The 11406-nt window shown below is 37.6% G+C and carries 14 protein-coding genes and 1 pseudogene; all 15 read right to left on the reverse strand.

Annotated features, from left to right (window positions below; genetic code table 11):
- The 15 genes and pseudogenes from BPR_RS09705 to BPR_RS19820 all read right to left on the reverse strand — a co-directional run bounded on the left by BPR_RS09705 (position 1) and on the right by BPR_RS19820 (position 11400).
- Complete coding sequence (locus BPR_RS09705; RefSeq protein ID WP_013281303.1) at positions 1 to 192, reverse strand: helix-turn-helix domain-containing protein; 192 nt, start codon at positions 190 to 192, stop codon at positions 1 to 3.
- A gap of 449 nt (positions 193 to 641) precedes the next feature.
- A complete protein-coding gene (locus BPR_RS09710; protein WP_013281304.1) occupies positions 642 to 1667 on the reverse strand; it encodes an IS30 family transposase in 1026 nt (341 codons plus the stop codon).
- A 53-nt stretch (positions 1668 to 1720) separates the two neighbouring features.
- A complete protein-coding gene (locus BPR_RS21085; RefSeq protein WP_042256883.1) occupies positions 1721 to 1978 on the reverse strand; it encodes a helix-turn-helix domain-containing protein in 258 nt (85 codons plus the stop codon).
- A gap of 326 nt (positions 1979 to 2304) precedes the next feature.
- Entirely contained in the window at positions 2305 to 3165 is an 861-nt protein-coding gene (locus BPR_RS09720) for an FRG domain-containing protein (protein ID WP_143754285.1), read from the reverse strand.
- A 218-nt stretch (positions 3166 to 3383) separates the two neighbouring features.
- Positions 3384 to 3677: a SpoVG family protein gene (locus BPR_RS09730; protein WP_013281306.1), complete on the reverse strand. Its 294-nt coding sequence runs from the start codon at positions 3675 to 3677 to the stop codon at positions 3384 to 3386.
- 156 nt (positions 3678 to 3833) lie between these two features.
- Positions 3834 to 4235 (reverse strand): hypothetical protein, encoded by a 402-nt coding sequence (locus BPR_RS09735; protein ID WP_042256887.1) that lies wholly within the window; start codon positions 4233 to 4235, stop codon positions 3834 to 3836.
- A pseudogene (locus BPR_RS21625) lies at positions 4232 to 4471 on the reverse strand (hypothetical protein); the annotation flags it as partial. The pseudogene BPR_RS21625 and the gene BPR_RS09735, both read right to left, overlap by 4 nt.
- A 662-nt stretch (positions 4472 to 5133) precedes the next feature.
- Positions 5134 to 5979, reverse strand: a complete 846-nt coding sequence (locus tag BPR_RS09740) for an EFR1 family ferrodoxin (RefSeq protein WP_042256890.1) — start codon at positions 5977 to 5979, stop codon at positions 5134 to 5136.
- Positions 5976 to 6683: an ATP-binding protein gene (locus BPR_RS09745; protein WP_013281309.1), complete on the reverse strand. Its 708-nt coding sequence runs from the start codon at positions 6681 to 6683 to the stop codon at positions 5976 to 5978. The genes BPR_RS09740 and BPR_RS09745 overlap by 4 nt, the downstream gene beginning before the upstream one ends.
- Before the next feature lie 118 nt (positions 6684 to 6801).
- Positions 6802 to 7635: an LD-carboxypeptidase gene (locus BPR_RS09750; RefSeq protein WP_013281310.1), complete on the reverse strand. Its 834-nt coding sequence runs from the start codon at positions 7633 to 7635 to the stop codon at positions 6802 to 6804.
- A gap of 30 nt (positions 7636 to 7665) precedes the next feature.
- Positions 7666 to 8526 carry a DNA damage-inducible protein D gene (dinD, locus tag BPR_RS09755; protein WP_013281311.1) on the reverse strand — a complete coding sequence of 287 codons (861 nt, stop codon included), beginning with the start codon at positions 8524 to 8526 and terminating at the stop codon, positions 7666 to 7668.
- A 102-nt stretch (positions 8527 to 8628) separates the two neighbouring features.
- Positions 8629 to 9042: a GNAT family N-acetyltransferase gene (locus BPR_RS09760; protein ID WP_013281312.1), complete on the reverse strand. Its 414-nt coding sequence runs from the start codon at positions 9040 to 9042 to the stop codon at positions 8629 to 8631.
- A gap of 263 nt (positions 9043 to 9305) precedes the next feature.
- A complete protein-coding gene (locus BPR_RS09765) occupies positions 9306 to 9887 on the reverse strand; it encodes a nucleoside deaminase (protein WP_081441766.1) in 582 nt (193 codons plus the stop codon).
- The gene (locus tag BPR_RS09770) at positions 9880 to 10440 is read right to left on the reverse strand and encodes a flavin reductase family protein (RefSeq protein WP_013281314.1); all 561 of its coding nucleotides are present in this window, start codon (positions 10438 to 10440) and stop codon (positions 9880 to 9882) included. Before BPR_RS09770 ends, BPR_RS09765 begins: the two co-directional genes overlap by 8 nt.
- 39 nt (positions 10441 to 10479) lie before the next feature.
- Positions 10480 to 11400: a GNAT family N-acetyltransferase gene (locus BPR_RS19820; RefSeq protein ID WP_013281315.1), complete on the reverse strand. Its 921-nt coding sequence runs from the start codon at positions 11398 to 11400 to the stop codon at positions 10480 to 10482.
- Between the last annotated feature and the right edge of the window lie 6 nt (positions 11401 to 11406).

An 11406-nucleotide genomic window follows, 5' to 3' on the forward strand; every position in this document is an offset into this window, starting at 1 on the left:
TCACTCTATTATACTTTTTCCGCTCTTTACCCATTCGTCTAGTTCGGAGCATTTAAATTTCCAAAGACGTCCTATCTTATGTGCTGGAACATCCTTGCCTTCTTTAATCCACTTTCGTAAAGTTACTGGCTTAATCCCCAAATACTCTGCGGCTTCATCGAGCCCTATCCACTTATCCTGTAATTGATCCATATGTTTCCTCCGGTTCTAGATTACATTGTATAGTTATCTTATATATCACTTTAATGATATTTAGTTATATTTTACTAGCCTTTTATATCTAAATCAATGTATTATCTTATATTTATTGATATTTACGAAACCAATCATCCATGAATCATCCATGAATCATCCATGAATCAATATCTGATGTATCTGATGATAGCGTTGAGTGAAAGACTGGTTGTTAACCAAATTCTCATAACATACTCAACTTTCTAAAATTGCCCTAAATTTTGCCATTTCAGGCTAGTGTTCTAAATGAAAAATGTTATAATTAAGCCATTCCAGACAATGCTAACGAAAAAGTCAACACGACAAACAGACAACTCACATTTTTCGTTGCAAAAGTAAATGTGACCTGTCTTTCATACATTTTTTGACGTGTCGATTACTTCTGCAGCTCTTGAAATTATTATTAGTTACTTGTTAAACAACTCTGGAGTCAAATGCACTTCATCTGCCGGGATGGGGTGCATTTTTAATAGCTTAAATAATGCCTGCATATCTTCGTTGTCATCTTCTACAAGATCATAAGGTGATTTCCACCCCAGGCCTCTTCTCTTAGTGCTATTGATATGATTCATCAGGAGCGTCATATCTTCCTGATTATAGCCATCAAATGACTTCCCTTTTGGCAGAACATACCTAATATATTCATGGTTCTTTTCTATATGAGGTTTTTGCCATGAGGACATAGGATCGCAGTAAAACACATTTGTTCTGTAGATATTTTCAGAATTGAGTTCCAACCGGTCTACATTCTTGAATTCCGATCCGTTGTCAGTAAGGAATACAGGGAACAGTCTATTAAACCTTTCAGTTCCAAGACCACTTTCCAAGTAGTCAAAAACTCTGATTACTGAGTCTGCTGTATGATCTGGAAGAAGAAATAGTAACATTACTGAGTTTAGTACAAAGATCATAGTAAGAAGAACCTTCCCTTTTCGTTTAGTTCCTATTACCGTATCCATTTCGACTACTTGAAGCTCACTCCACTTAATCTTCAATTCTTCCTCAAAATCCGCATATGTTCTACCTTCCCGGTAATAAGAATTAGTTTGTACTATACTTCCTTTCTGTTTCCTTCGCGCTTTATACGCGACCTTTCTCCTTAGATCAATATTTGCAACTCCACGGATTCTACCTGAATCAATGTAGTTATACAAAGTTCTGAGTCCAACAGGTAATTCTTTCTCATGTTCTGCATAGATGTGAGTAAGAGGTTGCCCCTTCTTTATCAACGGCCTGATAAGTTTTCCCAGTTCTTTGAGTTCTTCCTGTGAAAGCTTTACCCCCCTGTCTACTCTCAGAACGCCTTCTCTTGACAGCAGCATCAGCATACTTAGCATTGTAGTAGAAACGGTTCTTATTACATTGTTTCTTATATCTACAAGTGTTACATACATATGGTGGTCTGTCGGGAAGGTGACATTCCTGAGATTCATACCTTTTACACGCTAAATGGCAATTAAATCCTTTGCATCTCTTACACTCATAGTCACACGCGCTTTCCGCTTGCTCCACACATCTGTTTCCAATGACAGGCGTTAAAGTGTTTACAGTCATTACCAAATGGATATCCTGCAGGTAAATGAGTCCTATTGTACTTAACCTCCCTAGCAATAGTACGCGGATGCTTCTTTAACTTTTCTGCAATCTTGGCAAATGATTCCTTCCTGGCTAATCCAATCTCAATCGCCACCCTATCAGTAAGATCTAAATGGTTGTTGTCTGGTATATATTCAAGTTCTTTCATATCTGCTCCTATCCTGCAGATAGTAATCGACCTTTTCAATATACCTTATTGCAAAACTCAGTGTTAGCACTATTAATCTAAAACTATGCTCTTAGGTGACATTTACTTTTTCATTTATGTATCTGATGATAGAATTTTCTCACACTATATGGTCTATAAAAAGGACATCTAAATTTCCCAACATTTCCCAACATTTCTAGCATTTCGCAGCATTTTCTAGAGCTTTTTGAAAATAAAAAACAGGGGCAAGATTTCGCTTCCCCTGTAACAGACGCCAATGGTACTACACCTATTTTTTGCATTTGATAGTTTTTATTCTCTTACCATTAATCGGTTAAAATCTGAATAGAACCATACGCTTTTACAGTTCCTCGATTTTCTTCAGGATAATAACGCAAAAAATGTTCATATCCAGAATCAAAATGACATGCTGGAAATAGGCTTTTCAAAGACAAAAACTCATTACATCCTAGCCAACTCAATCCTTTACTTGTAGGTATTTGCGCAATTCCAACAATTAGATCACTATAATCGCCAGGGCATTCTTCATTTTTCTTAATCATATAAGCATGCTGGGCATGTGGTCTTAAAAAAACAGAAGAAGTACTCTTTCTTAAATCAATCAAAGTAGTTTTCTCACCAACATATACTCCAGGTTTTTCCTCTTTCCCTTTTGTAGCATCAGACAACATCAATACAATATATGAAAATTTAGCCTTTGAATCATAATAATACACATATTCGTGTGAATTAATAATCTTAGTTTGTGCCTCATGCAGAGCAAACCATAAGGCTACCCAAACATTATCAACTAAATCTATGTATGGGGTTTTTATCCCATAATGTTGGATCAATGGTTCAAAAATTGCTCTATCATAACCCTTAAAGCCCTTGCTTTTCACGACTTTATTAATACGTCTATTGTATTTTTCTGTTATACTATCTAACCGTTCTTGTCCTCTATAAAGTGATGGAATCATTTTTCCATTATATAGTGACGTCTGGCCCCTGAAGTATACATCTCCATATTTGTTATTTATTCGTTTTGCATAACCAATAAATTGGTTCAAATCATTTACAGTTTCTATGTGATAAACATTAACAGAATCGCCACATTTCAAATTCTGTACCCAATGATCAGCCTTTGACGGAGTTTTTTCGTCAAAATCCTCTACAACTTTCTTCATACATTTTCTCTCCAACATTCATTTTCTTCAGCTTTATAAAAAGCTAAATATAATTATATCCCTTAATGCTATTTTTCATAGATTGGGAAATGCAATATATCCATTTTTCTAAAGATATATTTTTCTCCAGTTCTACCAACATAACCGTTCCCATTTTGATTCTTCCAAAACTATATGTAACGGATGCCAACCACCCTTTCAAGTTGGCACCACTTTTCTCAAACCTCAAACGTCACATCTTCCCCGATCTCATAACTGTGAAGGACATTCTCCTGAAGGATCTCCCTGAAGTCCTTAGTCACAGGATAGGCAATATCCTTGAACTGAGCTTTGCCGTTCTCGTCAGTTGTCTTAAGTTTGAAGCTTGGCATGGAGATGAAAAGGTTACCTGCCTTGCTCTCCACGATAGAGATATTTCTGACTGCAAAGCTGTTACCGAAGGTAACAGTTGCCACTCCCTTAACTCCGTTGTTTGTGTCTTCAAGCGCTTTTGTTCTAATATCAATTCTCATAATGTTGTTTCCCCTCTAAAATAAAAAATTGTGTTTTGTAGTTTTCTTTAAATGCTCAAGATACTTTTGCTTTGGGCTGCTGCCTCGGGACGACCATTGCCTTCGGCAAGGTCGCATGCAAGCAGTGCAAATGTAATACATTTGCGATTTTCGCTTTTACAACGAGGTCTCCGACCTCGAGCTTTTGCTCGGCTGCACCTTCGCATTTTCTTCTTTTTCTGCCTCTTCTCTTAAGAGCAGAAGTTCAAGATTCTTTCTTGCGATAAGGTAGTTTTTTCGCTCTTTTCTTAGCTGCACATACTGCTGGAAATCAGGCCTGTTAGTCTCGATAAGTTCACCATACTCTCTACGTAGATCTGCCATTTTCGGCAGTTTTCCTCCAGGAACTTTATTGAAAACTTCCTTTGCCTTCTTTCTGATTTCCGGATCATCGCCATTTTTTGAATAAGCTATGATTGCGTTTTGCAGCTCTTTGTTATCGGCCATTTTCTGATTTCTAGCCTTAATTCGGTTATTGAGTTCTTCGATTTCTTCATCCATGGAGTCTGTCTTTTTCACCAGTTCCTCATAAGATGAAATGCCATGTTCTTCCAAAAACAACAGAACCTTGGCTCGCTGCTTGAGGTTGAATTTTCTTGCCCAGTTTTCGTAGCCTTTGCCTTTTCCGGACTTATCTCTCCCGGCTTAAATGACTGCCTGATTTGATAAGCAATCACATCTTTCTTGTGAGGATTACGGACATTGTCCTCATAGATTTTTCGTGAAAGAAGAAACTGTTCTGTTATGGTATTTGGATCACAGCCATAGGTGCTGACCTACTTTTCTTCTTCCGTCTTTTTGCGGTCCCTGACATAGTCAAAACTTCTATCGAGACACTTCGCAACACTTTTAGAATGAACGTGATGCAAAGCTATAAGTCTGGTCGCTGCCATTCATTTCTCCTTCCTGGCAAAACAAAAGCAGCCCATGTCAAATTTCTGTCTAGCTTATCTTTGAAAGTGCCAGCATCATACCCTTAGTATGTCCCCAAATCTCATCAAGTCGTTTTTGCAAATCCTTGATATCATCGGCATATATTTCTCCATAAGCATTTGCCTTGCGTCTACGTGAGATGCTGCTAAAATCATTGCGAAACTACGTGATAACAGTCTAAAAATAAAGCGGTGTCACGTAGATGTCCACGCTACTATATAATCTGAAGAACGTAGCGTGCCTATTTCGCATTTACTGCATTTTCTTATCTAAATGACATTGGGACGGGGTTTGTGGTCTTTTTTTCCTGTCCTGCGCACCTGATTTTGGGCAAAGTAATAGACCAATAGTGACTGGGCGTCCCCAGGTATTGGTCTATGTAAATATATGTATTTGATTTTAGTGTTTTAGATTCGGATTTTATGTTCCAACGTTCATCCCGACGAAACCTGAATTTACACATATAGATTAACTGATACAACCATTATTCAATGTGTATTATGTCTTTCATTAAATCGCAGGCTTTAATAAGTGGATGATGATAGCGTTTGCGCTTTTCTGGCAACCTTAAGATCTTGGATATGAAAGTACCAAGCTCCTGATAAGCCTTTGGTGTCTTGAACTGAATAGCTTTAGTCGGGCAATATACAACGCAAGCATTACATCCATGACAATGATGATTCCATACCGGGCGTTTTTCTGACATTGTTATGTTTTGATTTGGACAAACCTTTTCACAAGTGCTGCATCCTATGCACCTATCATCTGTATAAAACCCTTTATCATACTCATGTTCTATTGCAATATATGGTCCCATAGTATTTTGATAACGTCTTCTTGTTAGTGACGACATATGCGGATATGGAATGTTCTTTCTTGCGACAATTTCACTACTAATCTTTTTTGTTTGTCGTTCCATATATGGTAGCATGATTTTTTCCGGTGGGAATGGAGGATAGGCAGTACACTGGCTTGCCACACAGCGTAAAGCGCGCCCGTAGGAAAAATGCGCATTCTTCTTTGAAAGAATATCTTCGACTGTTTCGAAACAACGACCATGAACAGCAATATAAGTTGCAACCATAAATATATATGCGTTTGGATTTATATCAAGATTTTCGATAAAAGATTTAAAGACACCAGGAACATCCCATTCATATACAGGGCACACAAATCCTATAACGTCAGCGTCTTTGGCGGAGACCTTTTGTGAATCATTTCTTACGCTGTATAAAACAGCACCATCAAGTGACTCTGCAATCGTGATGGCTGCCCTTAAACTATTTCCTGTTCCGCTATAATAGTATATTATTTTTTTCATCCCACTCATCCACAAACTCCGATTCTCATTAACCAATTAGTTAAATCTAGTACTTTTATTCCTTCTATGTCATAGTCATCATGCTTTGTATTCGCTATCAAAATCTTAGGATATGCATCTTTTATCGCTCTTAGTGGAGACAGCTCTCTTTCCAATGTATCTGAATCAGAAATATTATCTGATACTTGGATATACAGCTTCTCATTTTGTTTCATAGCTACAAAATCTATCTCCTTCTGATACAACTTGCCAACATAAATCTCGTAGCCCCTCCTGAGTAATTCTAAGGCAACTATATTTTCATATGCTCGTCCATAATCCATATTTCTTGTTCCAAGCATTGCATATCTAAATCCTAAATCGCTAAGATAGTATTTATCTGATGTTTCTAAATACTTTTTTCCACGAATGTCGTATCGTTTTACTTTATAGAACATAAATGCACTGCAGAGATACTTCATATAATTTCCTATTGTTATATGATTCGTCTCAACCTTATTTTGCTTAAAAACAGTACTAATCTTACTAGCAGATGTCAGATTGGAAATATTATCCATCATATAATCTGTTAAAGAATCCAAAAGTGCCTCTTCCTTAATACCATACTTGTCTACAAGATCACGTTTTATAATTGTAGTGTAAACATCCTTTATATATGATGCCTGATCCTCTTTTTCGCTGTATACGTATGCCCCAGATAAACCACCACTCATAACATATGAATCCAATACATTTGCTGTATTAGAATCATATCCATAGTACTCACAATATTCAGCAAAACTAAATGGATAAACAGGAAGTTGTGCGATTAACTTCTGCTATAACGTTCTTTCACAGTATTAATTTCTCACCAATCACAATAGCTTTTGAGTCATGACCATGGCCGATTTCTTCTGTGCAAGCAACTGGTAATGTATCTGAAATATGCATTTTAAGCAAATCATAGACACTTAGCTCATAATCTTCTTTTTCATAATTGGTAAATGTGCCAAGCAGCACACCGGTCACCTTATCAAAAACTCCAATCTGCTCAAGCTGTGTTAACAGTGTTGCAATCTGTCCTGAACCTCCACCAAAGGATTCCAAAAGAAGTATTTTTCCGGACATATCAGGCCAGTATTTGGTACCAGCAAGCTTTGTAAGGCATCTGATATTGCCTCCAACAACTATTCCCTCCATGTGGCTTCCCTGAAGGAATTCATACTTAAAGTCAAACAGTGACGCTGTATTTCCCTCCAGATAATCGGCAAATCTCTTTTTCTGTAGATCAGCCTGGGAATATACCATATTCTTGACCTGATATAAAACGGAGGATTTACCTGTGATGGCGTAAATTGCGTTTATTACTGTGGTCAGGTCACTATATCCCCAAAATACTTTATTTGAACCAGCTATTACGTCAAAATCAAGATATTTCAGGACACCATTTGCCAAATCGCCACCAGAAATATCATATATTGCCTCAATAGATTCATCTGCATAAAGACGCATAAGATCGGCAGCTCTTTCCTCATCTGTTCCACTAAAAGCATCCACTTTAGCACTAATGTGAAGAGCAAGAACCGGCTCTATGCCAAGATTCTTCATAACCTGCACTAGTTCATCTATCTGATATACCCACTCTTTTACATGTCCATCTGAACAAGCTGATAATCCAACTTTCATATTGCATTTCCCCATTATGCTGTCATTTTTTTACTCATCGAGCATTAGTTTTCCTGCTTTTGCCTTCTTTTTCAGACGTTCCATCTGCTCTTTCTCAATCTGTTGAATGCTTTTTTCCGGAGTAGGCAAATCTTCTGGCATGGTTCCGCCAATCTTTTCTATAGCTTTTCTTACTTCGCGACCGACAGCATAATGAGTTTGTGTTGCTTTATCTGCCCCTTGAATATTGTCTTTACGAAGTTTTTCTTCTGTTTGAGAGATACGGAAAAGATTAGCAATCAGCTCTGTACTTCCCATATAGTCTAATATCTTCTGACTTATGGTAAGCCCTTTTCTCTTGTGGATATCATCAACATCAAGTCCGCCATATAAGCCCATATATCCAGCATTTTGGAATATAGAAAATTCCTCATTAGTGATAACTCCAGCATCGTGAGCGGTTTCTGCTAGAAGCTGATTCCACTGCTTTATATCTCCACGAACCACAAGTCTTCTTCTGTCTTCATCAAGCTGATTGTAATGATCAGCCAACTCCTGCCTATAAGTCTGAATTGCAAAATACGTCTGCCCTAATGCGATAACTTCCTTGCGAGGATCACCGTTTTGGACAATAAGATAACAAGCATATCTGGAAAGCTCATAATCTTTTGTAGGCTTAGTTGTTGCACCGGCTTCTACGATTTTGCTGACCTCAGCAAAATCGTCAGAAACAGTGTGTCCACTATTCTCACAGGCAATCATAGCTCGATTGATGACGTTATTGAAATTTCTCCACTGATTATATTCCAACACAGGAGCAAGTTCCCTTGCACTCCAAAACTCTGAACCATCCTCACGAACGTGTTTGATATCTTCAAATCTTCTATATTCTTTTCCCTTAAGCGAAGTCATTTTTGTGCCCTTTCTAGAACTAATGTTCGCTTTAATCTTATCATATTTATCCCATTATTGCACTAAGAAATCGGATAGTTACCTTTATAAGTTATCCTGAATTTATAGTTCTTTCGTGTAGTAATATCTGGCTCCGGTGTAAGGATATTCTTGTAACGAGAATACTTCTTTATAGCCCAGCTTTGTGTAAAAACCAGGTGCTTGGAAAGAAAATGTATCAACAAAGACATATTTACAGCCTCGCTTGATTGCCTCTTTTTCAGCTGCTTCGATGAGTTCTTTTCCGACGCCATGTCCTCGAAGTTCTTCTGAAACAAAGAGATAATGGACACAAAGCCACTTACCAAAAGTATCAGCTGTAAGTCCGGCTTGTTTATTTCCATTTTCATTCTCAAGAAAAATACCTAAAGGAACATTCTCTGACTTCTCTCGATTGCTAAGATTGTAATCTTTGAGCATTTTATAGATTTCTGCTATATCCGCCTCATTGCCATCATTAGTAATGCGAAACTCCATGGTCTCCTCCGTTAGTAAGTTATGCTACAATATATTCCCATTTATAGAATCAGTTTTTTCTCACCGTATATGTATTACCAAACAGTTCAAAAATTTCAAAGCCGGCCTTTTCATTAACGGTCCGGTAAAAGCCATTTCTATGTTCTCTCCATCCTTTACCGGATATGCTCCAACATATTTGTAGTCTGATCATTATTCTTTCCTTTTTTTCACTATCAGTAATATTCGAATAAAACGTACTATCATAGCAGGCCGACAAACTTCTATTTGCTTTTCTGTTTTACCTCATCCATTTCTGCAATAAGCTCGTCTAACGGACGATATTCTCCGCCCCACCATTCAAAGACGTGCATGCCTTCATCTTCAAGCACTGATTCCTTAAGTGTCATATTTATTCCAAGTTGCTTAAGCAAACCCTCTCTGTCTACTGCCTGATAATCAAACGGAAGTAATTTGCAGAATTCTTTGTATGAAACTCCACATACAACCTTATGAACTCCCAGTGAAGCTATTGCTGCAAGGCACCTCTCACATGGGGCACAGCTTGTGTAGACTACAGACTTTTCTAAAATGTCGTCTGTATATTTATTTGCACATTTATGAACAAGATTAAATTCTGCATGACCAAAAATCTTTTTTTCAAAATCAGCAGTATTCTCAGCTTCTTCCAGAATTTTACCGTCACAAACCAATACCGCGCCAAAAGTGTCAAACCCTTTTTTACCCGCGCTTATCGCTAATTCATAGCACCTTTTCATATAATTCTCATCAATTTCGCCCATATCAATACCTCTATATACATCATTTGTCATGGTCAATAAAACTGGAATATAAAAATCAAACAAAATCGCCAATCTTACCTAGCATCTTGCCAATGCTATGATACCTGCCTGAATAGACAACCGGATCCAGCACTGTAAGATCAATATCAAATATATCTTCACATACAAGATTTTTATCCATCTGTATATTGCGGATATAACAGAAAAAGGTAGTTGAGTCCCCAGTCTCAACCATTCTTGCAACCTCGCATTCATACACCCATCGGCTTTCATTCAATACAGGAACATCCAATACATCTCCTCTCACAACCTCGTAGGAGACATCATCCTTAGCGCCATCTTTAGCATGTTTAGAGCCAAAGTAATCCATAAGAGGAAGCATATCTGTGCTAACGAGATTGGCGCTAAATATTCCCGTTCTTAGCACGTTTTTCTTGGTCATCTTAGTCCCAGCCATGCTAATAACAAATAAATACTGGTCACCTTCCTCATGGGTTGCACTTGCCCAGGTGATGGGCGCAAAGTTAGCAGTCCCATCCTCATTATTGGTGCCTATAATAAAAGAAGGCTGAACACACATAGAATATTTTGAATCAACAGATTGTCTTTTTGCCATTTTTTCTCCTTAGATAGTAGGTTTTACTGGAATAAAATATTAGTTGCTGCTTCTCCTTTTAAGGTAGCTATCCGCCTTTTTTAGCATCTCTTTTTTATTGTCATACTCAATAGTATTGATAGCATCTTCAAGTTTGAGACTCTTCAGAGATTTAACCTCGTTTGGTCTTACTATGCACGGACATGAGTCTTTATACTCTGCCAAGAAATACACCACTTGCTTGGTTACGCCTGGTTTTTCCGATAGCTGGTATTGTTCGCTTATCCTAAAATCAGTGCATAACTCGACTTCCAGATTTGTTTCTTCCTTTATTTCACGAAGCGCGGTTTCTATTTCAGTCTCGCCTTCTTCCATATGTCCTTTTGGAAAGCTGTGAAATCCGCTCATTTCCTCAACTAAAAGATATTTTATTACTCCACCGTCTATAGTGTATACTATTGCCCCGCAAGATTTTTCAAACTTATCATTGAATTCTTTTTTACCCAGTTCCATGTAAATATAAAGAGAAGGATCTTCTCCTAAAGCAATAACATACTCAGGCATTTCTTTCTGAATAAATCCCAACTTACGGTACAAGTTTATTGCCTTGGCATTAGCTGGATGGGGATCAACCCACAGATTTTCAGCTCCTTGTTTAAAAGCTTCTTGAATAGAGTATAGTAGCGCCTGCGTTGCAATCCCTCGGCCCCTGGCAAATTCAAATAACTTAATATCCAAAGAAGCATTTTTAGTTTCCGAATCAATACGATATTGAGTCTCACCGCAGTACTTACCATCCTCAAAGATTGAATAGTGATTTTGCTTTGGCCTTGCCGATATGAATCTATCTAACCATTCCTTTACTGCTTCTTCTGTCTCATGCAATCCTCCTGGCCAGATATATCTCATGACGTCTTCATCAGCCCACAAGCTTTGTATATCCTTGATATCATCATATGTTGATTCTTTAATACTTATCACTTTGTT

Source organism: Butyrivibrio proteoclasticus B316, assembly GCF_000145035.1.
GTDB lineage: Bacteria > Bacillota > Clostridia > Lachnospirales > Lachnospiraceae > Butyrivibrio > Butyrivibrio proteoclasticus.

Excerpts from the sequence above, each read along its gene's own strand:
- BPR_RS09745 (WP_013281309.1), bottom strand. The coding sequence starts at position 6,683 with ATGAGTGGTGGTTTATCTGGGGCATACGTATACAGCGAAAAAGAGGAT.
- BPR_RS09720 (WP_143754285.1), bottom strand. The coding sequence starts at position 3,165 with ATGAAGAAAGTTGTAGAGGATTTTGACGAAAAAACTCCGTCAAAGGCT.
- BPR_RS09760 (WP_013281312.1), bottom strand. The coding sequence starts at position 9,042 with ATGGAGTTTCGCATTACTAATGATGGCAATGAGGCGGATATAGCAGAA.
- dinD (WP_013281311.1), bottom strand. The coding sequence starts at position 8,526 with ATGACTTCGCTTAAGGGAAAAGAATATAGAAGATTTGAAGATATCAAA.
- BPR_RS09705 (WP_013281303.1), bottom strand. The coding sequence starts at position 192 with ATGGATCAATTACAGGATAAGTGGATAGGGCTCGATGAAGCCGCAGAG.
- BPR_RS21085 (WP_042256883.1), bottom strand. The coding sequence starts at position 1,978 with ATGAAAGAACTTGAATATATACCAGACAACAACCATTTAGATCTTACT.
- BPR_RS09770 (WP_013281314.1), bottom strand. The coding sequence starts at position 10,440 with ATGGCAAAAAGACAATCTGTTGATTCAAAATATTCTATGTGTGTTCAG.
- BPR_RS09740 (WP_042256890.1), bottom strand. The coding sequence starts at position 5,979 with ATGAGTGGGATGAAAAAAATAATATACTATTATAGCGGAACAGGAAAT.
- BPR_RS09710 (WP_013281304.1), bottom strand. The coding sequence starts at position 1,667 with ATGAATCTCAGGAATGTCACCTTCCCGACAGACCACCATATGTATGTA.
- BPR_RS09730 (WP_013281306.1), bottom strand. The coding sequence starts at position 3,677 with ATGAGAATTGATATTAGAACAAAAGCGCTTGAAGACACAAACAACGGA.
- BPR_RS09750 (WP_013281310.1), bottom strand. The coding sequence starts at position 7,635 with ATGAAAGTTGGATTATCAGCTTGTTCAGATGGACATGTAAAAGAGTGG.